The following is a 23,273-nucleotide window of genomic DNA, read 5'->3' on the forward strand; positions in this document are numbered from 1 at the left end:
GGTTCGATCTGTTGCGCCACCAGATGTAGCCGCTGGCCTTGATCGCCGCTGCCACCATCGGTGCGGCGGCCTGGCTGTTTCGGCATCGAATGTGATGACCGGCTGGCGCCTGTTGCCGTCGCGTGAGTGGTTTGGGTCAGGACAACAATGAGGAATTGGAGATGAATCGATTCGGCATTGCCGTCGCTATCCTGATCTTGACCGGGTTGTCCGACCAGGTGCTCGCGGCAGCGGACGCCCCGGCCGATGAGCCGATCCTGGAGGTGGACGCGGGCGGCCATCGGGCTTTTATCATGGGTCTGTTGGTGACAGCCGACGGGCGCGAGTTGGTCTCGGCCTCCTGGGACGGGACCATCCGCATCTGGGACCTCGCGAACCGCCGTGAGGTGCGGCGTATCCTCGGCGAAATCAGCCCCGGCTATGGGGAGGTCAACGCCATCGCCCTGAGCCCGGACGGACGCTGGCTGGCCGTCGGCGGCAATTTCGCGCGTGACCCGCAGGCCATGGGCGCGCTCCGGATCTACGACTTCGCCAGTGGCCGACTGGCCCAGGTACTGAGATCCCACACCGACGAGGTCAGCGATCTCGACTTCTCGCCGGACGGCCGCCGGCTGGTTTCCGCCTCCATTGACCGGACCCTGAAAGTCTGGGACCTGGGAAGCGATGTTCGTCTGGAGCGGACACTCACGGGCCACACCGCGGACGTCTATGCGGCCCGCTTCCTGCCCGACGGGCGCATCGTCTCCGCGGGCTACGATAACCAGATCCTGCTGTGGGACGGCGACCGGGTCGTGGCCCGTTATCGCCACGACGAACAGCTCAAGAGGCTCGCGGTGGCCCCCGGCTACATTGCCGCTGTTCCTGATTCCGGCAACAAACTCCTGGTTTTCGACGACGACCTCAAGCTCCAGCACACGCTCAAGAACCCCGGTGGACTCGACGCCTTGGCCGTCTCGCGCGACGGCCGCTGGCTGGCGGTCGGCGCGGCGGACCACCCGATGACCTGCTCCCTCTACAACGCCCAACAGGGGTTCAAGCGACAGACCGACTTCACCAAACACGACAATGTCGTCACGGCCATCGCCTTCCTCCCCGACGGGACCCTGGCCTCCGGCGGCGGCAACAATAAGGACATCTATTTTTGGGACCAACAGGGACGGGAACTGGGCCACACGGCGGGCCAGGGCCGAGCGGTGTGGGCCGTGGGTCTGGACGACACGGGGCTGCGGTGGGGGCATCGGCTGGAGTCGGATATCTACAACAACACTAACCCGCTCGATCAACGACTGGACCTCGACACCTGGGTCCGCGAATCGGTGAGTGCAGATAAGGCGACCAAGAAGGCGACCAAGAAGGCGAAAGGCACCGGGGCTGGGGCGGCGGGTGGTCGACCGACCCGGATCGCAACCCAATGGTCCGGCGACGGACACCGATGGGCCCTCAAGCACGTACCAGGCGGCAACTATGGTAACCAGGACGCGACCCTGATCCTGAGTCGCGACGGCAAGGAATCCGCCCGCATCACCCGCGGCCGCGACGACGGCTACGGGCATCTGAGCTATGGCTTCACGGCGGACGGCACCATCGTCTCGTCGGGGCAAGGCGGCTACCTGATCGCCTACGCCCGCGACGGCAAGGAACTGGCCCGCTTCATCGGTCACGATGGGGAAACCTGGTCACTCGCCACCCGCGATCACTGGCTCCTATCGGGCGGCGACGACCAGACCCTGAAGCTCTGGAACCTGGACGTACTCAAGACCGGCTCCAAGGAGATCCAGCCCGCCCTGTCCGTCTTCCCCGCCGCCGATGGCGAATGGGTCGCCTGGACACCCAAGGGCTATTACCGGGCCTCGGCCAACGGCGACCGCTATGTGGGTTTCCATGTGAATCACGGCCCAGTCCAGGCCGCAGAGTATTTCCCCGCCGCGCGCTTTCGCGACAGCCTCAACCGCCCGGACATCCTGCAACTCGCCTGGGAAACCGGCAGCGAGACCGACGCGATCACCCGCGCCAGCCAGACCCGCCGCACCGAATCGGTCGCCACCACGCAACTCCTGCCCCCGCGCATTGTGCTCAGCGACCCCGTCGGCGGTCGCATCGAGAGCGCGGCCGAGTCAGTCAAGATCGCCTTCTGCGTCGAGTCCCAGACCAGCGAGCCCATCGGCGGCATCGAAGTCCTGCTCAACGGCCGCCCGCTCGCCGCGGCCCGCGGCCTGGGGCGCACCGCCGAGACGCCCGCGCCGACGGCGGCACCCGGTGATACCGCCCTGCGCCAGTGCCGACAGCAGGACATCGCCTTGGCCCCGGACCTGCCCGAGCAGACCATCACCGTCCTCGCCCGCAACCGCTATGCCAGCGCCAACCCCGCGGTGGTCGAGGTGCGCCGCCAGTCCGTTGCTCCGGCGAACAACAGCTTCAAGCCCGACCTCTATGTCCTCGCCGTCGGGGTCAGCCACTACGCCCGCAAAGACCTCGACCTCGGGCTGGCGGCCGACGATGCCCAGTCCTTGGCCGGCGCATTCGAGGGCCAGAAGGCACTGTTCAACCGGGTGCAGGTGCGCCGTCTGAGTGATGCCGATGCCAGCAAGGATGCCGTGCTCGACGGCCTGGAATGGATCGATAAAGAGTCCACCCAACGCGACCTGGCAGTGATCTTTCTGGCCGGGCATGGGGTCAACGACGACCAGGGCCAGTATTTCTTTCTACCCCACGATGCCGACCCCGAACACCTGCGTCGCTCGGCGGTGCGCTGGGAGGAGATCAAGGATGTCGTGACCCACCTGCCCGGCAAAGTCCTGCTGCTGGCCGATACCTGCCACTCCGGTAACATCATGGGCGGCCAGCGCCGGGCGGCCGGGGCGGATCTCACCGCCGCCATCCAATCCATCACCAGCGCCGGCACCGGTCAGGTGATCATGACCGCCGCCACCGGCTCCAGCGCCAGCCTGGAGGACCCCGCCTGGGGCCACGGCGCCTTCACCAAGGCCCTGCTCGACGGGATTGCCGGCCAGGCGGACTTCAATCACGACGGCAATGTCAGCGTCAAGGAACTTGATCTCTACGTGACCCAGCGCGTGAAGGAACTGACCGACGGGCGCCAGAAGCCCACCACCATCCTGCCGGAGTCTCTCCCGGACTTTGCGCTGTCGGTGCCCCGATGACCGCTGCCGTTCAGCCCCCGTCAGGGTGTGCTTGACAACGGCGATGTCCACGGAACCGCCTGCGCCCGGCAACTTGTTCAGAATCAAAGATACCGATCGACCGCCCGCCGCCCGTAAGCGTCCAGGTCGCGGGTGTCGGCAACCAGATAGCGGATGCCTTGGGAATCGAGCAGCAGGGCGCTGTAGGGACCGAGCCGCCGGACATCGTCCTCGGTCTTGAGAACGAAGCTGGTCCGACCGCGGTCGGTCTCGACTTCCCATTGGGCAGGCTCGAGGTAACTGGAAACCTGAATCACCCGCCGAATCTGCGGCACGAACTCACGGCGCGCCAGTTCGTCCTCCAGGGCCGTGCGAACCGCGTCCGGCAGGGCGGTAAGATCCTCGATACAACGCAACTCCCGCCCCTGCGCATCGCAGATGATCACCCAATGGTGAGGGTCCGTGATCGGAAACGCCCGCACGGGCACCGCATCGGCATGTTCGCCGCCCGTCTCGTCGCGATAGACAAGCCGCCCCCAGGAGTCGATCCGCAACTGAAATTCAGGCATCTGATTTCATACTTCATACTTCATAATTCATACTTCCGATTCACAGCGTCATATGCTGCTTCGCCTGCTCCAACTGCGCATGATAGAGCCTGGCATAGGTGCCCTTCTGGTCCAGCAGGGCCTTGTGGGTTCCGACCTCGCTGATCCGCCCGTGTTCCAGGACGACCAGCCGGTCCGCACGGCGCAGGGTGCTCAGGCGGTGCGCAATGGCGATGGTGGTGCGGCCCTGGGTAAGGTTGTCGATCGCCCCCTGAATCTCGCGCTCGGTCTCGGTGTCCACCGAGGAGGTCGCCTCGTCGAGGATCAGGATTTGCGGGTTGGTTAGCAGCGCGCGGGCAATGCTGATGCGCTGGCGCTCACCGCCGGAGAGCGACTGGCCGCGCTCCCCCACCAGTGAATCGTAACCGTCGGGCAGGCGCAGGATGAACTCATGCGCGCTGGCGGCGCGGGCGGCGGCGATGACCTCGGTGCGGGTGGCCCGCGGGCGGCCGTAGGCAATGTTCTCGGCGATGGTGCCGAAAAACAGGAAGGGCTCCTGCAGGACGATGCCGATGTTGCGCCGGTAGGCCTCGACCGGGAAGGAACGGATGTCATGACCATCCACCAGAATCCGGCCCTGGGCCACGTCGAAGAAGCGGCAAATGAGGTTGACGAGCGTGGTCTTGCCGGCGCCCGTGTGGCCCACCAGCCCCACCATCTCGCCGGGATCAATCGTCAGGTTGAGGTCGTGCAGGACGCGCCGCGGCCCGTAGTTGAACGAGACCCCCTGGAACTCGATCGCGCCGCGTACCCGCCCCGGCAGCACCGGCTGGTTCGGTTCCGGGACGCTCGGCACCCGGTCGAGGATTTCAAACACCCGATGGGTGGAAGCGGCCGCCCGTTGAACGGCGCCCACCAACCGGGACAGCGCTTCCAGTCGGGCATAGAAGCGCCCGATGTAGGCGACGAAAGCGGTCAGCACGCCCACCGTCACGGTGTCCTGGCCGGCCTGCCAGACCCCGAAGATCCAGACCACCAGCAGACCCAGATCCGTCAGCAGCGTCACTGTCGGCCCGAAGAAGGACCAGACGGTGTTGACCCTGGTGTTGGCGGTCACCACTCCCTCGTTGGCCTGACCGAACCGTTCGATCTCGCGCTGCTCCTGGGTGAAGGCCTTGACCACCCGAATGCCGGGGATGGTGTCCGCCAGCACGCTGATCATGTCCGCCCAGGCGCGGCTGCCGCGCTCGAATCCATGGCGCAGCCGGGCGCGCACCCGCTGCACCAGCCAGGCGATGAGCGGAAAGGGTGCGAGCGTGACCAATGCCAGCAGGGGATCGATGGAGATCAGGATCACCGCGACCATGAGGATGCTCAGCAGGTCGTTGACCAGATCAAGCAGACTCACCGAGAGGAAATTGCAGATCCGATCGGTGTCGCTGCCGATGCGCGCCATCAGATCGCCGGTACGCTTGCCGCCGAAAAACTCCAGTGAGAGCGCTTGCAGGTGGGTGTAGGTCTGACCACGCAGGTCGGCCGCGATCCGCTCGCTGACCACGGACATGACGAAGGTCCGTCCCCATCCCAACAGCCAGGCGAGCAGGGCCGCACCGCCGAGGCCGGCCAGATACAGGGTGGCCAGGTGGTAGTCGAGCGGGGCGCCGGTGCTTTGATGCGGGATCAGCACCTCGTCCAGCAAGGGCATGGTGAGATAGGGCGGCACCAGGCTCGCCGCGGTACCGCCCAGCATCAGCGCGAATCCCAGCAAGATCAGCCGGGCGCGCGGACGGGCGAAGCGCACCAGACGCCACAGTGAACGCCCGGGCGGTGGCAACGGCGGAGCGGAACAGAAGGCGCACTCGGTCTGCGCGGGCGCAATGACGGCACCGCAGCTCGGACAGATGGTCCCCTGCTCGACGCCCGCGTCGGGCAGGTCGCCATGGTGTCGGCCGATGGCGGCAGTACAGCGCGCGGCGAACTGTTGTGCCGCCGCATGGCGAGCGGCCGTATAGCGCCATGAACTGATCCGTTCTCCGGTCCCCAGGATCTCGAGAATGCCGGCACCGCCGCGATGACCGGCGCGCACGCGCGCCAGGTCGGCGAGCGACCAGGCATCCCAGGGCGTACCGGGCGCGGCCGCCGAATCCAGGGCCAACAGGCGACGATCGGTCAGGCAGACCAGGCCGGCGACATAGTGGAGTTGCTGATCCAGGTCCGGCTCGAACCAACCGAGCGGACGTTCGTCGGGTCCCAGTTGACCCGCGAGTTCGGCCGCGCGCGGGTGGCGGGGGTCGTCCGGGGTGGCCGGCGCCGGGGCGCCAGGTTCAAGGTGAGACGTTGCGTTGGCCACGAGACTGCATAGTGATCAGGCGAGCGGATGGTCGTCAACCGACCGGTTGGCGCCAATGGTCGCACTTGCATCGGGACTTGACCAGAACGCGCCGGGTTTTTCATACCCTACGTGTTCTGTTCGCGCTCCGATCGCCTGACGCTCGATCGGTTGTCGAATGCATGACGCGCGTCCGGCCCCGTGGATCTCGACATTCAGCGACGCCCGTCATAGTATCCGCATCCGTCCTCCCTACTCCCGCCTCGAGCCCGTGCACGCTCGTCGCTGTTGCGGACCATGGAGGGTTGAGCGCGGGTCTCGCGGCGGGCGCGAAATCAGCGACGTTTTTTGATGCCCTGGAACCGCAAGGCGTTGACCGATGCCCGGTCGGCGACCCGATGCGCGACCGGAAGCCCTCGCCCGTACGATCAAGTCAGTTTCGGATCAAACCGTGGAAATCCGCAGAGTGCGCGCGTTGCTCGGCCCCAACCTCTGGGCCGACGTACCGATGGCCGAGATCTGGTGCGACCTGTCCGATCATTCGCCCGACGACCTCGCGGCGGCCAGTCAGCGTCTGCGCGCGCGGCTGACCGATCTGTTGCCTGGCCTGGACCTCCCCCGCCGACCATCCGCGGATCAGGGACACCTCAAGCACGAGCAATGGCTGGCGCGGGCGCTGCTGGCGACCATCCTCGAACTGGCCGCCCGCATCAGCGAGCGGCCCGGTGAGCGGCCGGGATTCAGCCAGATTCGCCGGACGTCGGAGCGCGGGCTCTATCGGCTGGCCTTTGAGCTTCGAGACGGACTGCCGCCGCAGGAATGCGCCGCGGTCGCCGTCGGGCTCGCCCGGTCGGTACTCACCGATACCCTCTACGACCTCCCGGCCAGCCTGGATCGATTACGCACACTGGCCCAGGAAGCACGGCCGTCGGCGACCTGCGCGGCCTTGATGAACGCGGCGCAGTCACGCGGCATTCCCGCCCGTCGGCTCGCTCACAACCTACTCCAGTTCGGCCATGGGGCGCGGCAGCGGCGGCTCCAAGGCGGCACGATCCAGCGGGACGCCGCCGCCGTGCAACCGACGGCAACCGAGCGCGATCTGCTGCGAACCCTGCTCGCTTGCGTCGGCGTCACCGGCACGGAGGAACCCGTCGTCGGCCAGCACTACCGGATGCTTGTCGCCGGCCGCCGCGTCTTGGCCGCGCTCGCCTGGCAGCCGGGCCGCGACGACAACGGCGGGGGCCCCACGGTCACCGATGTCAGCAATTTGATCCATCCGGAAGTCTGCGCCCGGGCGGTGGACTGCGCGCGCGTCCTTGGCCTTGAGCGCGCGGAAGTCCGGCTGGTCGCCGCCGACCTCACCCAGCCGCTGGCAGGCCAAGGTGGTCAGGTCAGCGAGGTGATCGCGAACCCGCCGCTGGATCTTTACCTGGAAGCGGTGCACACGCGCCCCATCGCCGAGGTCTTACTCGATACGCTTTACCGCCCTGGGGAGAACGGTCGCATTCCGATCGTCGCCGTCTCCGGCACCAACGGCAAGACCACGGTCACCCGACTGGTCGCCCATGGTCTGAGCGTCTCCGGACGCTTCGTCGGCATGACCTGCACCGACGGCATCTATCTTGCCGATCGGCGCATCGACACGGACGACTGCAGCGGTCCCCAGAGCGCCCGGCTGGTGCTCCTGAATCCCGAGGTGGATGCGGCGGTGCTGGAGACCGCGCGCGGCGGCATCCTGCGCGAGGGCCTGGGCTTCGACCTCTGCGACGTGGCCGTGGTCACCAATATCGGCGAAGGTGATCACCTGGGACTCAGCTCGATCGATACGGTCGAGGACTTGGCCGAGGTCAAGCAGACGGTGGTTCGCGGCGTCGCCCCCTGGGGCACGGCCGTGCTCAACGCGGCCGATCCGCTGGTGGTCCGCATGGCGGATCACTGCAAAGGCAAGATCCTGTTCTTCGCCCGCGACGGCGCGCATCCCGTGCTCCTCCACCACCGCCGTCACGGCGGGCGGGTTGCCTGCATCCAGGGATCGGACCTGGTCCTCGCCGAGGGCGAAGCGGAGCGGCTGGTGCTCCCGCTCGATCGCATCCCGCTGACCCACGGCGGCCGCATCGGATTCCAGGTGGAGAATGCGCTGTCCGGCGCTGCCGCCCTGTGGGCGCTGGGACTGCCCATGGAGGCACTCTGTGCCGCGCTGGAGACCTTCGGCACCGACCTGGACAAGAGTCCGGGTCGTTTCAATGTGCTGACCATCAACGGCGCCACCGCGGTGTTCGACTATGGTCACAACCCCTCGGCCCTGCTGGCGATGATCGATGCCCTGAAAGTCTTTCCCCACCGGCGGCGCATCGCCGTCTATTCCGCGGCGGGCGATCGGCGCGACGCCGATCTGATCCGGCAGGGCCAACTCCTGGGCCAGGCCTTCGACCGGGTCATCCTCTACGAAGACCAGTACGTCCGCGGACGCCTGCCGGGTGAAATCATGTCGCTGTTTCGCAAGGGACTGGCCGCCGGCGACCGGGTCCAGGAAGTCGACACGATCCAGGGCTGGCAGGACGCGGTCGAAGCGGCACTCTGGCTTGCCCAACCCGGCGATCTGTTGCTGGTGCAGGCCGACTCGATCGATGAAACCGTCGCCTATGTCCGCACCCGTCTGGCCGAGGACCTGAGCCGCCGTGACCCCCTGTTGCATCAGCAAGGATTCGCCGGCGCCGCGGGCACGGAGAACCCGGCCGTGCTGGTGCCGGCGTAGGGTCCGCTGCGCGGACCGACGACCTCACCACCATCCACTCACCGCCAGTCCCCCGCCATTTCACAAAATGCTCGAAATCCGCCGCCTCTGGGTCCTGCGTGGACCGAACATCTGGGCTCAGTTCCCGGTCATCGAGCTGGAACTGGACCTGGGCGAGATCAAGGACACCTCCTCCGAGGAGATTCCCGGATTCAACGACCGCATCAAGTCCTGGCTGCCGTCGATGATCGAACACCGGTGCAGCGTGGGCGAGCGCGGTGGCTTCTTCCAGCGGCTGGACCGGGGCACCTACATGGCCCACTGCCTGGAACATGTGACCCTGGAACTCCAGACGCTGGCCGGCACCCCGGTGGGTTTCGGCCGGGCCCGCGAGACGCAGGAGGACGGAGTCTATAAGGTCGCCATCCGGTATCAGGAGGAAGCACTGGGCCGCGCCGCGGTAGAGAGCGCGCGCGACCTGCTGCTCGCCGCCATCCATGATCTGCCGTTCCCCGTGGCTGAGACCCACGAACGGTTGCTCACCCTATGCCGGGAAGTCCGCCTGGGGCCGAGCACCGCCGCCATCGCCGCGGCCGCCCGCGCACGCGGCATCCCGGTCCGCCGGCTCGGCACCGAGAACCTGCTGCAACTCGGCTGGGGCGCCCGGCAGCGGCGCGTCTGGACCGCCGAGACCGACCGCACCAGCGCCATCGCCGAGTCGATTGCCCAGGATAAGGATCTGACGCGGATGCTGTTGGACTGCGCCGGAGTCCCGGTCCCGGCCGGCCGCACGGTGGCGGACGCCGACGCCGCCTGGGCCTTCGCCGAGGAACTGGGCGCACCGGTCGTGGTCAAGCCCCGTTACGGCAACCACGGCCGCGGTGTGACCGCCAATCTGAGTACACGTGCGCAGGTCGCGCAGGCCTTCGCCGCCGCCCGCGAGGAAGGCTCCACCATTCTGTGCGAACGCTTCATCCCCGGCGCCGATCACCGCCTGCTGGTGATCGGCGAGCGTCTGGTGGCGGCCGCCCGCCGTGAGCCGGCGCAGGTGACCGGCGACGGCCGTTCCAGCATTCGGGCACTGGTGGACGCGGTCAACCAGGACCCACGCCGCGGCGCCGGTCACGCGACCATGCTCAGCCGCATCGAACTGGATGGAATCGCACTGACCGTGCTGGCCGAACAGGGCCTGACACCCGACTCGGTACCGGCCGCCGGGCAGCGCATCCTGCTGCGCCGCAACGCCAATCTCAGCACCGGCGGGACCGCCGTCGATGTGACCGATCAGGTCCACCCGGAGGTCGCGGCCCGCGCCGTGGAAGCCGCCCAAGTGGTCGGACTCGACATCGCCGGGATCGACTGCCTTGCCGAAGACATCAGCCGCCCCCTGGAGGACCAGGGCGGCGCCTTCATCGAGGTCAACGCCGGACCGGGACTGCGCATGCATCTGGAGCCCTCGGCCGGGTCACCGCGCCCGGTCGGCGAGGCCATCCTCGACGCGCTCTTCCCGCCCGGCGCAGACGGCCGGATCCCCGTGGTCGCCGTCACCGGCGTAGAGGGCAAGACCACCACCACCCGGCTCATTGCCCACCTCCTGGACGGCACCGGCGTGCTGGTAGCTGCGGCCGCCGCCGACGGCCTGCACATCGGCGCGCGCTGCATCGACCCGCGCGACGCCACCGGGCCGCGCAGCGCCCGCGCCGCGCTCCAACATCCACGCGTCGAAGCGGCGGTGCTGGCGACCGCGCGCACCGGCATCCTGCAGGAGGGCTTGGGCTTCGACCGCTGCCAGGTCGGCGTGGTGACCACGATCGGTGCGGACGCGCCCTTGGGGCCGCGCGGCATCGCGACACTGGAGGACCTGGTCCGGGTCAAACGCTGCGTGGTGGAAGCGGTCCTACCCGCGGGCAGCGCGGTACTCGATGCCGAAGATCCCCTGGTCGCTGAAATGGCCGAGCGTTGCCGGGGCGCCGTTCTGTGGTTTTCCCGCGACCCGGCGCATCCGCTGATCGCCGCCCAGCGCGCGACGGGCGGCCGGGCGGTGGTGGAACGGACGGGGATGATCCGGTTGCTCGAGGGTGCGGCTGAAACGCCGCTGCTGGAGCTGATGCTGGTTCCCATGACCGGGGACGGATGCGACGATCGCGGGGTGCGCAACCTGCTGGCCGCTACCGCCGCGGCCTGGGCGCTCGGACTGTCGGCGGATCAAATCCGCGCTGGTCTGACCAGCTTCCGACTTCCTCCAAGGCATTGTTCTAACGCAAGCTGATCGCTTTTTCAGTTCAACCGCCCTAGCCCGCGGCGCCGGCCCGCACCTTGGCGATCAATCCGTCGGCGATGCCGAACAAGTCTTCATACCCCTTGGCCGCGGCGCCCATCACCACATAGCGCCCGCCGACCACGATCATCGGCACCGCATCGACCTTATAGCGCTCGGCCAGCGCATTGGCGCGGATGAACCGCGTCTCGACGGTGAAACCCGCGAAGGCGGCCTTGAATTGCTCCGCATCCATACCCTGATCGGCGACCCAGTCGACGATCGCCTGCTCGGTGAACAGGTTGCGGCGCTCCTTGCTGATCGCATCGAACACTGACTGGTCCAGGCGCGCCAGATCTCCGGTCTGGTCCAGCGCGAAATAGAGCCGAGCGACGTTCGCCCAAGCCGCGCGGCCGAAGGTCACGGGTACCCGCTCGAACGTCACATCGGCCGGCAAACCCGCGGCCCAGGTCTTGATCAGCGGATTGAGCTGACCGCAATGCGGACAGCCGTAGGAGAAAAACTCCAGCACCTCGATCCGGCCGGGGTCCTTGACCGGTTGCGGCGGCATCAGGGCGCGCCAGTCACGGCCTTCGATGAGCTCGGCAGCGCGCGCCGGGGGGATCAGGGCAGCACCGAGCACACCGAGCAGGATGCGCTGAAAACGGCGGCGGGTGATGGACATCATCAGTCTCCTCGAGTTCGATCGTCGATTGAAATCATAGTACCGGCGGGGCCGGCGGGCGCACGCCGCGGCGCAGCGCCCACCAGGCCGCGGCCAGGGTCAGCACAAAGCACAGCAGCGCCCAGTTGGCGAGCGACAGCCCCAGAATCAGCAGTTCCTTCTCCTCGCAGAACCCGGTCGCGAGGAACAGCGCCGGAACTTGCTGGCCAAGCCATTCCACCAGCCGTTCGATCAGCCCCGGTTGGCCGCCGATGCAGGAGATCGAATCCGGCGGCTGTTCCTGCAGCCAGCTCTGGTAGGCCGCGCTCGCGGCGCCGGCCGCCGCCGCGAGGGCGATCAGCCCCCCCGCGAGGCGCTGGACCAGGCCGTGGGTCAGCGCGGCCAGGAGTCCCAACCCGGCGACCAGCATGAAGAGCAGCCGCTGGAAGATACACAGGTGACAGGGGTCGAGGGCCAGCCAGGCGGTCAAGACCAGGCTCGCCAGCACCACCGCCGCGGCGGCGGCGGCCGTTGCGAGCCAGACGGCGCGGGGCGGGACGGTTGTTCTCATGCAGGCTCCGATGCGGACTCAGTCGCCGAGGATGTAAGCCAAGTCCAGTTCGATCTCATCGAACGGCGGGATGCGCGCCCGGATCGGCTCGGCGAGCGTGGCGACGATCCGGTAATGATCGCCGTCGAGTTGGTAGGCGATCAGGGTCCGGTCCTCGGGCCAGATCAGCCAATAAAAGGGCACGCGGCGGCGCTGCAAGAGCAGAAACAGCGTGAATGTGTCCTTGCGCTCGTGACCGGGCGAGACGATTTCGCACACCCAATCCGGCGTCAGATCGATGACGCCTTGCGGGCGCTGCGGCATCCGCTCCTTGCGCCAACCGGCCAGATCGTGGCAGGGGCACTGATGCAAGTCGTAAGCGACGCTGACCTCGGTGATGATCCACCAGCCGCCGGGGCCGGACTTGCGGCTGAACGGGCTGAGTTCTTCGCGTGCATTGCCTTGCACCACACCGTGCTCGGCGCGCGCCATAGGCCGACGAACGATCTCACCGTTGATCAGTTCGACCCGCTCCTCGGGGCTGACCAGCAGGTCCGCAATGGTATTGAGTTTGTGCGCTTCCATCCGCTGCGTCCTCCGGTTCGATGGGCGAATACCGCCATGCTAGGTCGCCGCGATCGGGTTGTCGAGCCAACCGCTGGGCCTTGATTATACCCGTCGTTGTTGGCTTTTCGTTTCTCGTTTTTCGTAACCCAATGTTTGATAGTTCTTCACTGAAAACGAAAAACCGAAAACTCAAGACCGTTCCGGATATCACGCGCCGGTTGACTCCACCGACCGCGTCAGGCAGGGTCGCGGCTTTGCCGTCGCCGATTCCATGCACTCCAGCCTCCCCGATCGCCCGCTGCTGCCTCGTGCCCTGCCCGCCCTGCGCTTGGATCACGCGGGCCGACGACGGGTGGATCTGGGTGCGGTGGTGGCGCTGGCGGCGCCACTGTTCCTGAACAGCGGCATTCAGGCGGTGCTGAATCTGACCGACACCTGGTTCCTCGGCCGCATTTCCGCCGCGGCGACCGCGGCGGTCGGCGGGGTCTTCTGGTTCACCATCGTGATCCTGCTGCTGGTGGGCGGGGCGGCCATGGCGGTGCAGACCTTGGTCGCCCAGGCCTATGGCGCGGGAGACCGCACACGGGCTGCTTCAGCGGTCTGGGGCGGGCTCTGGGTGGTACTGCTGATGAGCCCGCTGTTCGTGGCCGCGGGGCTGGCGGGAGGCTGGTTTCTCGCGCCGGCGCGGCTCCCGCCAGAGATCGAAGCCCTGGCACTGGACTACTGGTTCCCGCGTGTCGCCGGATCGGTCGCCGGCGTGGCACTCTGGTGTCTCACCAGCTTCTATAACGGCATCGGCCGCACCGAGGTCACGCTGGCCCTGATGACCGTCGTGGGCGTGGCGAACGTCGTCTTGAATCAGCTTCTGGGGTTCGGCTTCGAGCTCGGCGTGGCGGGGATCGCTTGGGCCACGACGGCCGCGCAGGCGCTCGGTTTCCTGTTGGGACTGTGGATTTTTCTGCGTCCCAGGACGCGCCGGGAGTTCGCCAGTCACCGCCACTGGCGGCCGCGATCCGACACCATGGTTCGGGCCTTGGCCCTGGGTCTGCCGATGGGCCTGCTGCCGGCCGCGGACCTGATCGGCACCGGACTCTTTCAGCTCATGCAGGTGGACCTGAGCACGGTCGCCGGGGCGGCCACCCAGGTCACCATGATGATGACCTCCATTGCCTACATGCCGGCGATCGGCATCGCCAGCGCGGGCACCACCTTGGTCGGCCAGTCCATCGGGGCGGGCGACCGGGACTGGGCACGGCGGGTGGGCAACACGGCCATCGCGCTCACCGTCGCCTATATGGGCCTGGTAAGCCTGGTTCTTGCCGCGGCTGGGCCCTGGTCGATGCCGCTCTTCGTCAATCCGGCCGACCCGCATGCCCGGGCCGTGGTGGAGACCGCCGCGCTGTTGATCTGGCTCGGCGCCGCCTATCAGATCTTCGACGGGCTCAATCTGGGCTGCGGGTTTGCGCTGCGCGGGGCCGGGGATGTGCGGCTGCCGGCGCTCATGACCCTCCTCCTGTCCTGGCTGGGCTTTCTGCCGCTGGCGCACATGCTGACCTTCGCCCCCGGCGAGGGCTGGGTGGACTGGCTGCCGCAGTTCGGATTCGGCGCCTTGGGGGGCTGGGCCGCCCTGCTCGTCTACGTGGCCGCCCTGGGGACCATGATGGCGTTGCGCTGGCGCTCGGGCGCCTGGCAGCGGATCGCCCTCGATTAGCTGTAGGGGCGGGTTTCAAACCCGCCTCTACGTCCGGCTATCACTTCGACGGATCTGGATCCACGAGCGCCCCTCAGGGCGCCGCGGAGCGTCGAAGAGTGCATGTTAATACGATAATATTCAAATATATTGTATCGAAAAACCAAAAACTTACTATGGACCAAACGGCGTTCCCGCGTTAGTCTTTACCCTGCCGCGCGTGTCGTAACTCCGCAATGAGTCCCGGACCTGTCGCCGGGTATCGGGAGCACGATCCGCACGGCCACACCCACCCCTTACGACGGCCCCGATTAGGAGGGGACATGAGCTTGCTGCAAACCAGGCCCGCCCTACCCAGCGACGACAAGCGCTGGAAGTTGGTCAATGCCGCGATGCGTCGCAACGGCTATGCCGGGCACGCCTTGATCGAGACCCTGCACAGCGTGCAGGAGTCCTTCGGTTATCTGGACGAGCCCGCGATGCGTTTCGTCGCCGGGTCGCTTGACCTGCCCCTGTCCAAAGTCTACGGGGTGGCGACCTTCTACCACCTCTTCATGCTCAAGCCCAAAGGCCGCCACGCCTGCGTGGTGTGCACCGGCACCGCCTGTTACATCAAAGGGGCGGGGGCGCTGGTGGATGCGGTCGAAGCGCGCTTCGGCGTCAGACCGGGCGAGACCACCGAGGACGATCGGCTCTCAGTGCTCGCCGCCCGCTGCGTCGGGGCCTGCAGCCTGGCTCCGGCCGTGGTCGTCAATGGCGACCTCGCCGGCAAACAGACCGCGGACCGTCTGGTGGCCAAACTGGAGGAGCTCGCATGAATCTGGACGATCTGGCCGAGAAGGCCGAGGAATACCGCGCCCGCGACGCCGGTATCACCCACGAGGTCCGCGTCTGTGTGGCCGCGGCCTGCCAGTCCGGCGGCTCACTGCCGGTGTTGGAGGCGCTCAAGGCGGAGTGCAGCGACGGCGGGACCTGTAAGGTCAAAGGGGTCGGCTGCATGGGCCTGTGCTCGGCCGGCCCCATGGTGGCCATCGCGCCCAAGGGCGGGACCATCCCGGATTCGATCCTGTACCGGGAGGTCAAGCCACACGACGCGGTGGAGGTGCTGGCCAGCGTCGGCGGTACCCCGGTGGAGCGGCTGCACACCCCCACCGATCAGCCCTTCTTCGCCCGTCAGCAACGGATCGTGCGCGAGAATTCCGGGCTCATCGACCCGGAGAGCTTCACCGGTTATGTCGCCGCGGGCGGCTATGCCGGCCTGATCAAAGCGCTGAGCGAGATGACACCGGGCGACGTGCTGCGCGAAATGACGACCAGCGGCCTGCGCGGCCGCGGCGGCGGCGGCTATCCGACCGGCCTCAAATGGTCCACGGTCGCCAAGATGCCGGCCGACCAGAAGTATGTCATCTGCAACGGGGATGAGGGTGATCCGGGCGCTTTCATGGACCGTGCGGTCCTGGAGTCCGACCCGCACCGGGTGCTGGAGGGCATGGCCATCGCGGCTTATGCCATCGGCGCCACCAAGGGTTACGTCTATGTCCGCGCCGAGTACCCGCTGGCCGTCGAGCGGATGGAACTCGCCATCCGCAAGGCCAAGCGGTCCGGCTTCCTGGGGAGCAAGATTGCCGAGACGCAGTTCAGCTTCGAGGTCGAAATCCGCCTGGGCGCCGGGGCCTTCGTGTGCGGCGAGGAGACGGCCCTGATGGCGAGTATCGAGGGCCTGCGCGGCCAGCCCCGCCCGCGCCCCCCCTACCCCGCCGAGGCCGGACTCTGGGGCTATCCAACCCTCATCAACAACGTGGAAACCTTCGCCAACATCGCCCCGATCATCACGCACGGGGGCGAATGGTTCGCCGGGATCGGGACCGAGAAATCCAAGGGCACCAAAGTCTTCGCGCTCGCCGGATCGATCAGGAACATCGGCCTGATCGAAGTCCCGATGGGCATGTCGCTGCGTGAGATCATCGAAGAGATCGGCGGCGGCTGTCCCGGCGGCAAGGCGTTCAAGGCGGTGCAGACCGGCGGCCCCTCGGGCGGCTGTATTCCCGCCCAGCACCTGGACATCGCGGTCGATTACGACAGCCTGAAAACCTTGGGCACCATGATGGGCTCCGGCGGCATGATCGTCATGGACGAAACCTGCGACATGGTGGACGTGGCACGCTATTTCATGGAGTTCTGCATGAGCGAGTCTTGCGGCAAGTGCATCCCCTGCCGCACCGGGACCTGGCAGATGCACGAACTGCTCGATCGCATCACCAAGTCCAAGGGCACCCACAAAGACCTGGCCCTGCTGGAAGAACTCTGTGACGTCGTCCAGGCCACCAGCCTGTGCGGACTGGGGCAGTCGGCACCCAACCCGGTGCTGTCGACCTTGCGGTATTTCCGTGAAGAGTATGAGGCGAAGTTGACAGCCGAATGATGCATTCTCAACCTGATTCGGACTTCTACGCCTGGGCGACGGAAAGCGCGGCCCGACTGCGCGACGGACGGGTGTCCGAGGCGGAATGCCCGTTCGGCATAGAGCAACTGCTCAACATGGAATTTTGGGCAGAGTGAGTCATTTGGAATCCGTCATTCCCGGTCGTACCGATTGGCACCTGAACGCCCAGCAACCGACTAAAGAGACACGACGACACCCGGAGCACCCATGCCCCCACCCGCCCCACAACCCAATGTCCGCGTCGTTACACTCACGATCGACGGTAAGGATTTCTCGGCCCGCGCCGATGAGACCGTCATCGAGCTGTGCCGGGAGAACAAGATCCCGATCCCCAGTCTCTGCTACATGGATGGCCTGAGCATCTGGGGCGCCTGCCGCCTGTGCCTGGTGGAGGTCGTCGGTCAGGGTCGGCTGGTCGCCGCCTGCTCCACCCGCGTGGCGGAGGGGATGAACATCCTGACCAACACCGAGCGGCTGCAGCGCTACCGCCGCACCATCGTGGAATTGCTCTTTGCAGAGCGCAACCATGTCTGTTCGGTATGCGTTTCCAACGGTCACTGCGAACTCCAGTGGCTGGCGCAGAAATGCGGCGTCGACCATGTGCGCGTGCCTTACCGCCAGGTGCGCAACGAGGTGGACTCCTCACACGAAATGTTTCGCCTGGACCACAATCGCTGCATCCTTTGCACACGCTGCGTGCGGGTATGTGACGAGATCGAAGGCGCGCATACCTGGGACGTCATGGGCCGCGGCAGCGACTGTCGGGTCATTACCGACCTGGCCCGCCCCTGGGGTGAGAGCGAGACCTGCACCGGCTGCGGCAAATGCGTCCAGGTCTGCCCGACCGGTGCCCTGGTGAAGCAGGGAACCTCGGCCGGCGAGATGGTTAAAGACCAACATTTCCTGCCCATCCTTGCCCGCCGGAGGCACGCCCAATGACGACCCCTGCAACCCCGCGGATCACCGTCGCAACCGCCTGGCTGGACGGTTGCTCCGGCTGCCATATGTCGTTCCTGGACATGGACGAGCGGCTGGTGGACTTGGCTCAGAAGATCGACATCGTCTACAGCCCGTTGGTGGACGCCAAAGAACTGCCGGAGCAGGTGGATGTCGGTATTCTTGAAGGATCGATCTCGTCCGAGTCGGATTTGCATCATGCGAAGGAGTTCCGCAAACACTGCAAACTCCTGATCAGCCTCGGCGACTGTGCCGTCAACGGCAATGTCCCGGCCATGCGCAACCCCTTCAAGCTGGCGGATGTCATGGATCGGGCCTACCGCGAGAATGTCGACCTCCAGCCGCAACTGCCGACCGTGGGCGTGCCGGTGCTGTTTCAGCAGGTACGCCCGATCCACGGCTGCGTGAAAGTCGACGTGTTCGTTCCCGGCTGTCCGCCCCACGCCGACGCCATCTTTTATGTACTGAACGAGCTGATTGAGGGACGCACGCCCGACCCCAGTCGGGTCACCCGCTTCGGCGCCTGATTGCAGAGGAACCAAGACCGATGGCCGCTAACGAACCCAATAGCGAAGACGGACTCCTCGTCGTCTTGCTTGACCGGATGCGCACGCAGCGCCTGCCGCGCATCCTGGGCATTAAGACCAAGGTCGACGCGGGCGGCGCCCTCGATCAGTCCGACATCGACTTCCTGAACGAGATCTTCGACGACGCGAACAACAATAAGGCGATCTGGGACCGCCATCCGGAACTCCATGACATCGCCGCGCAGATGGTCTCGCTCTACCGCGAGATCACCGCGCGCGCCCTGGCCAATGAGGGCGGGGCTTCACCCGCGTGACCCGTAGCGCACCCGGCGCGCCCTCCCAACCGATTTTCCAAGGGGACTGAACCCATGAGCCGCACCATCACCATCGAACCGGTCACTCGCATCGAGGGTCATGCCCGCATCACACTCCAGCTCGGTGACCAGGGCGAGGTTGAGGATGCCCGGTTTCACCTCACCCAGTTCCGCGGCTTCGAGAAGTTCTGCGAGGGTCGCCCCTACCGCGAGATGCCGGCGCTGACCGCCCGGACCTGCGGCATCTGTCCGGTCAGCCATGTGCTTGCCTCCAACAAGGCGTGCGATCACCTGCTCTCGGTCACCATCCCGCCCACGGCCGAGAAGCTGCGGCGGATCATGAACCTCGCCCAGATCACCCAGTCCCACGCCCTGTCCTTCTTCCATCTGTCCTCGCCCGACCTGCTGCTGGGCTGGGACTCGGACCCGGCCACCCGCAATATCTTCGGGGTCATGCGTCAGGACCCGGCCCTGGCCAAAGACGGGATTCGGCTGCGGCAGATCGGCCAGATGATCATCGAGATCCTGGCCGGCAAGAAGATCCATCCCACCTGGGTGGTTCCGGGCGGGGTCGCCGAAGCCCTGACCCAGGAGAAGCGCGAAGCCATCCTCAAGCTCCTGCCCGAGGGGCTGGAAATCGCCAAGCGCACCTATGGCTTCTTCAAGACACTGGTCCCCAAATTCAAGGACGAGACCAGCCACTTCGGCACCCGGCCCACGATGTTCATGAGCCTGGTCACGCCCAAGGGCAATCTCGAGCACTATGACGGCTTCCTGCGCATCAAGGACGCGCAGGGGCGGATCGTGGAGGACATGGTGCCGACGGTGGACTACCAGCGTCTGGTGGGCGAGGCGGTGGAAGACTTCAGCTACATGAAGTTCCCCTACTACAAGCCCATGGGCTATCCCAAGGGCGTCTATCGGGTCGGCCCCCTGGCGCGACTCAACAACGCGGAAGCCTGTGGAACACCCTATGCCGACGTGGCCCTGGCCGAGTTCCATATGCTGCAGGAATACGGTCCCATCACCAGCAGCTTCCACTACCACTACGCGCGGCTGGTCGAGATCATCTTCGCCATCGAGATGATGGAGCGGCTGCTCAAGGACCCGGACATCCTGGATCATCGCGTCCGCGCCCGAGCCCGCAGCAACCGCGACGAGGGCATCGGTGTGTCCGAGGCGCCGCGCGGCACGCTGATGCACCACTACCGCATCGACGATGACGGACTCATCACCTGGGTCAACCTGATCATTGCCACCGGACATAACAACCTGGCCATGAATCAGGCCATCCGTCAGGTCGCGGACGCCTATGTCGACGGCAATCACCTCCAGGAAGGCATGCTGAACCGGGTCGAGGCCGTCATCCGCTGCTACGACCCCTGCCTGTCCTGCGCCTCACACGCGTTCGGGCAAATGCCGCTGGTGATCGAACTCAAGGACGCCGCGGGTCAGGTGGTTGATCGGTTGACGCGGGGCTAGTCCCGCGTTCCATTGGACGTTATCGCCTTTGAACCTGATATCCGGACGAGCCCGTGGTGTAGGGGCGGGTTTCAAACCCGCCCCTACGTCCGGTTATCACGTCCGACGGCGATAAAGGCATCCTAAACCGTCATTCCGGCAGGATGCCGGAAGCACGTCGCCACGGAGGGTTCCTCGCGGCCGGCACGGACTTGCAGGAAGAACCATGACCCAGCACAAGACCCTCATCATCGGCTACGGCAGCCCCATCCGCGGCGACGACGCCATCGGCCCGCTGGCGGCGGACGCCCTGGCGGCCGGCCCCCTGCCCGCGGGAGTCAACGTCATCTCCCGCCATATCCTCACCGCCGAGTTGGTGGAAGACATCGTCGCCGCCGACCGGGTGATCTTTCTCGACGCCACGGTCGAGGGCGAGCCTGGTGAGGTACGCGTGCGCAGCCTTGCGCCGGACGCATCGGCCATGTCGACCATGGCCCACTTCCTGGATCCGCGGGAACTCCTCGCCTGGAGTCAGGCGCTCTACCAGCATGAACCCGAGGCTTACCTGGTCTCCGCCGCCGGCGCCTTCTTCGAGTATTCAAACTACACCCTGACGCCCGCCGCAGCCGCCGCCCTGGAACCGATGATCGAGCGGGTACGCGAGTTGATTGCGGCGAATTAGGTAACGCGTCGGAAATAAATGAAATAACGAATAAAATCGTTGTCGTTGTCGTTGTCGTAATCGCAGAAGCAATTCCAATGCGGGCATGCGCAGCCCGATGCCGATCGGTTTTCGATTCGATTACGACAACGACAACGACCGAGACCCCGAAGCCTTGCCCTATGGGCCGCGACTCCGCCTCCCGCTCGGCACCGGGGTGACACCCAAAGCCGGTCTCGGCACCTCAAACCAAGCCTGGAAAAAACGAGAGTATCGAGGAGAGCCCCATGTCCCGAAACCACCCCATTGTTGCAGTGACCGGTTCGTCAGGGGCCGGTACCAGCACCGTCAAGAAGGCGGTCGAGAAGATTTTCCACCGGGTTGGCGCGCGTGCAGCCTTCGTGGAAGGCGACAGCTTTCATCGGTACGACCGGAAGCAGATGAAGGAGGAGTTGGCAAAGACCAAGCTCGAGGGCACGAATCTGAGTCATTTCGGCCCGGAGGGCAATCTGTTCGACAAGCAGTTCGAACTCTTCCGCAACTACGGCCGCACCGGCACGGGTGAGCGCCGACATTACATCCACGACGAGGAGCAGGCGGTCAAATTCGGTCAGGAACCCGGTACCTTCACCCCCTGGGAGCCGATCCCCGAGGGCTCGGACCTGCTGTTCTACGAAGGGCTACACGGCGGGGTGGTGGCCGGCGACATCGACATGGCGAAGGAGGTCGATCTGCTGATCGGCGTCTGCCCTACCATCAATCTGGAATGGGTGCAGAAAATCCAGCGCGATACCAAAGAGCGCGGTTATAGCCAGGAGGACGTGATGTTCAACATTTACCGGCGCATGCACGACTACATGCACTACATCCTGCCGCAGTTCTCCTGCACCCATATCAACTTCCAGCGCATCCCCCTGACCGACACCTCCAACCCCTTCTGCGTCGCCAATATCCCGACGCTCGACCAGAGCATGGTGATGATCCACTTCCTGGAGCCCAAGCCCAGCGTGGAATACAAGCTGCAACTGCGGGGCCTGATTGAAGGCACCATGATCACCGGCTTCAATACCCTGGTGGTTCCAGGGGGCAAGATGATCTACGCGATGGAGTTGATCCTCACCGAACTCATCATGGGCCTGATGAAGAAGCGCGGGCACTCAGGGAGCTGACAGTCGCTTAGCCTTCGTACCTGATATCCGGACAGACTCTCGTGTAGGGGCGGGTTTAAAACCCGCCCCTACGTCCGGCTATCACGTCCGACGGCTACTGGTCGGGCGCAGGCCCGACCAGCAAGCGGTGCGCTCAGGTAAAGAGCGTCAAGACCCCGGTGTAGCCGTAGAGGCGATCCTGGGAGATCTCACCGCTGGCGTAGAAGCCGACCAACGGAAAGTCTCCCAGCGTATCGCGGATCTGCTTCAATTCGGCCGAGTCGGGTCCGAACAGATTGGCGCCGCGCCCAAGACATGAGCAATAGACCCCGCCGCGCGGCGGGGCCCGCAGCCGCCCCTTGAGTGAACGCAACATCCGATCCAGGTCCTCGCGGGCCGTGGCCGTATCACGTCGGCAGAACATCAGTTCCCGGCCCTGTTCGACCGCATCGCCCACGGCCACCAGGCCCTCGTTGGGGTCGATGCCGACCAGATTGCGGACCAGATAGTCTCCGGTGTCCGAACCCTGAATGGGCAGCCCGACAAAGATTTGCCCGCCGATCCGCATCAGGTCGCGCGACAACTCCTCGCCGATATCCTCCTTGAGCACGTCCAGGGCCGGCCGACCGTCCAGCGTGATCAGAATGTTGCGTTGAGCGGCCGTGATGGTGCGGTGCGGACCGATGGGTGAGCAACCCTGACTGAGACGGGTGATCAGCCCGACCTCTTCGGCGAACAGTACCCCGGAGATGCCGTCCTGATGCAAGCCGTTGGCGATCGTGTAGGTGGTGCCGCGTGAACTGGCGAACCCGCCCACCAGAAAGCCGGCGCAGGTGCGCTGCGCAAGTTGTTTGATCAAGTCCTCGGTATCCCCGTTCGCGGGGTCGGCGTGGACCAGGGCGAGCAGCGGTCGATGGGCCGCGATCCACCCGGCGCTGTGCGCATCGAACGCATCCAGGTCCTTGACCACACTCGGGAAGACGTGGAAGCCGTCAGACGGAAACTCACCCAGCATCAGCGCCGCGGCCGGCTCCTCGTAGTATTCGACCCCGGTCGCGCAGATGCCGATGCCCACCGCCCCCACCCATGCCTGCACCCCGGTGGCGGTGCGCACATGGGCCAGCAAGTCGCCGAGCTCATCCGCCAGCGAATCCGTCACATAGAGAAAACCCAGATTGGCGCCAGTCGGGATCGGGCCGAGCCGGTCCAGACAGTCGTCCGCGATCACACGCCAGTCGGCGCCCTCAGCGTGGGCAAATCGAAATGGATGCATACTTTGTGCC

General features: G+C 66.0%; 19 protein-coding genes. 13 read left to right on the forward strand and 6 right to left on the reverse strand.

What is annotated here, in order from left to right; translation table 11 throughout:
• The first annotated feature begins 161 nt into the window (after positions 1-161).
• Positions 162-3,161, forward strand: coding sequence for a caspase family protein (locus A39O_RS36375; RefSeq protein WP_157639844.1), 3,000 nt, complete (start codon positions 162-164; stop codon positions 3,159-3,161).
• Positions 3,162-3,244: 83 nt separating this feature from the next.
• Here the strand turns inward: A39O_RS36375 and A39O_RS0107955 are convergent, their stop codons facing one another.
• Both A39O_RS0107955 and A39O_RS0107960 read right to left on the reverse strand, forming a co-directional pair.
• A complete protein-coding gene (locus tag A39O_RS0107955; protein ID WP_020504148.1) occupies positions 3,245-3,709 on the reverse strand; it encodes a cyanophycin metabolism-associated DUF1854 family protein in 465 nt (154 codons plus the stop codon).
• Between the two features lie 40 nt (positions 3,710-3,749).
• Entirely contained in the window at positions 3,750-6,038 is a 2,289-nt protein-coding gene (locus tag A39O_RS0107960) for a cyanophycin metabolism-associated ABC transporter (protein ID WP_020504149.1), read from the reverse strand.
• 430 nt (positions 6,039-6,468) lie between these two features.
• On the opposite strand from A39O_RS0107960, the gene A39O_RS0107965 reads away from it, so the two are divergent.
• Both A39O_RS0107965 and cphA read left to right on the forward strand, forming a co-directional pair.
• Positions 6,469-8,772 carry a glutamate ligase domain-containing protein gene (locus A39O_RS0107965; RefSeq protein ID WP_245561825.1) on the forward strand — a complete coding sequence of 768 codons (2,304 nt, stop codon included), beginning with the start codon at positions 6,469-6,471 and terminating at the stop codon, positions 8,770-8,772.
• 67 nt (positions 8,773-8,839) lie between these two features.
• Complete coding sequence (gene cphA / locus A39O_RS32580) at positions 8,840-11,020, forward strand: cyanophycin synthetase (protein ID WP_020504151.1); 2,181 nt, start codon at positions 8,840-8,842, stop codon at positions 11,018-11,020.
• Positions 11,021-11,042: 22 nt separating this feature from the next.
• Here cphA and A39O_RS0107975 read toward each other — a convergent pair whose 3' ends face one another.
• Genes A39O_RS0107975 through A39O_RS0107985 form a run of 3 tightly spaced genes read right to left on the reverse strand, consistent with a single transcriptional unit; the run spans position 11,043 to position 12,807 of the window.
• Complete coding sequence (locus A39O_RS0107975; protein WP_026199239.1) at positions 11,043-11,693, reverse strand: thiol:disulfide interchange protein DsbA/DsbL; 651 nt, start codon at positions 11,691-11,693, stop codon at positions 11,043-11,045.
• Positions 11,694-11,727: 34 nt separating this feature from the next.
• The gene (locus A39O_RS0107980; RefSeq protein ID WP_020504153.1) at positions 11,728-12,243 is read right to left on the reverse strand and encodes a disulfide bond formation protein B; all 516 of its coding nucleotides are present in this window, start codon (positions 12,241-12,243) and stop codon (positions 11,728-11,730) included.
• Positions 12,244-12,261: 18 nt separating this feature from the next.
• Positions 12,262-12,807: a Uma2 family endonuclease gene (locus A39O_RS0107985; protein ID WP_020504154.1), complete on the reverse strand. Its 546-nt coding sequence runs from the start codon at positions 12,805-12,807 to the stop codon at positions 12,262-12,264.
• Between the two features lie 253 nt (positions 12,808-13,060).
• Between A39O_RS0107985 and A39O_RS0107990 the strand changes: the two genes are divergently transcribed.
• The 10 genes from A39O_RS0107990 to A39O_RS0108035 all read left to right on the forward strand — a co-directional run bounded on the left by A39O_RS0107990 (position 13,061) and on the right by A39O_RS0108035 (position 22,011).
• On the forward strand, positions 13,061-14,500 hold the full coding sequence (locus A39O_RS0107990; protein ID WP_020504155.1) for an MATE family efflux transporter: 1,440 nt from the start codon (positions 13,061-13,063) through the stop codon (positions 14,498-14,500).
• 302 nt (positions 14,501-14,802) lie between these two features.
• On the forward strand, positions 14,803-15,297 hold the full coding sequence (gene hoxE, locus A39O_RS0107995; protein WP_020504156.1) for a bidirectional hydrogenase complex protein HoxE: 495 nt from the start codon (positions 14,803-14,805) through the stop codon (positions 15,295-15,297).
• Entirely contained in the window at positions 15,294-16,901 is a 1,608-nt protein-coding gene (locus tag A39O_RS0108000) for a NuoF family protein (protein ID WP_020504157.1), read from the forward strand. The genes hoxE and A39O_RS0108000 overlap by 4 nt, the downstream gene beginning before the upstream one ends.
• Entirely contained in the window at positions 16,901-17,038 is a 138-nt protein-coding gene (locus tag A39O_RS40600) for a hypothetical protein (RefSeq protein ID WP_020504158.1), read from the forward strand. Before A39O_RS0108000 ends, A39O_RS40600 begins: the two co-directional genes overlap by 1 nt.
• Positions 17,039-17,129: 91 nt before the next feature.
• Positions 17,130-17,861, forward strand: a complete 732-nt coding sequence (hoxU, locus tag A39O_RS0108010) for a bidirectional hydrogenase complex protein HoxU (RefSeq protein ID WP_020504159.1) — start codon at positions 17,130-17,132, stop codon at positions 17,859-17,861.
• Positions 17,858-18,406: an NADH-quinone oxidoreductase subunit B family protein gene (locus tag A39O_RS0108015; RefSeq protein ID WP_020504160.1), complete on the forward strand. Its 549-nt coding sequence runs from the start codon at positions 17,858-17,860 to the stop codon at positions 18,404-18,406. The genes hoxU and A39O_RS0108015 overlap by 4 nt, the downstream gene beginning before the upstream one ends.
• A gap of 20 nt (positions 18,407-18,426) precedes the next feature.
• On the forward strand, positions 18,427-18,720 hold the full coding sequence (locus A39O_RS0108020) for a hypothetical protein (protein ID WP_020504161.1): 294 nt from the start codon (positions 18,427-18,429) through the stop codon (positions 18,718-18,720).
• Between the two features lie 54 nt (positions 18,721-18,774).
• Positions 18,775-20,202, forward strand: coding sequence for a Ni/Fe hydrogenase subunit alpha (locus A39O_RS0108025; protein ID WP_020504162.1), 1,428 nt, complete (start codon positions 18,775-18,777; stop codon positions 20,200-20,202).
• A gap of 205 nt (positions 20,203-20,407) precedes the next feature.
• Complete coding sequence (locus tag A39O_RS0108030) at positions 20,408-20,863, forward strand: hydrogenase maturation protease (RefSeq protein ID WP_020504163.1); 456 nt, start codon at positions 20,408-20,410, stop codon at positions 20,861-20,863.
• Positions 20,864-21,129: 266 nt separating this feature from the next.
• Positions 21,130-22,011, forward strand: coding sequence for a phosphoribulokinase (locus A39O_RS0108035; RefSeq protein ID WP_026199240.1), 882 nt, complete (start codon positions 21,130-21,132; stop codon positions 22,009-22,011).
• A gap of 133 nt (positions 22,012-22,144) precedes the next feature.
• Here A39O_RS0108035 and A39O_RS0108040 read toward each other — a convergent pair whose 3' ends face one another.
• Positions 22,145-23,263, reverse strand: coding sequence for an FIST signal transduction protein (locus A39O_RS0108040; RefSeq protein WP_020504165.1), 1,119 nt, complete (start codon positions 23,261-23,263; stop codon positions 22,145-22,147).
• Positions 23,264-23,273 lie beyond the last annotated feature (10 nt).

It is taken from the genome of Lamprocystis purpurea DSM 4197, assembly GCF_000379525.1.
Lineage (GTDB): Bacteria > Pseudomonadota > Gammaproteobacteria > Chromatiales > Chromatiaceae > Thiodictyon > Thiodictyon purpureum.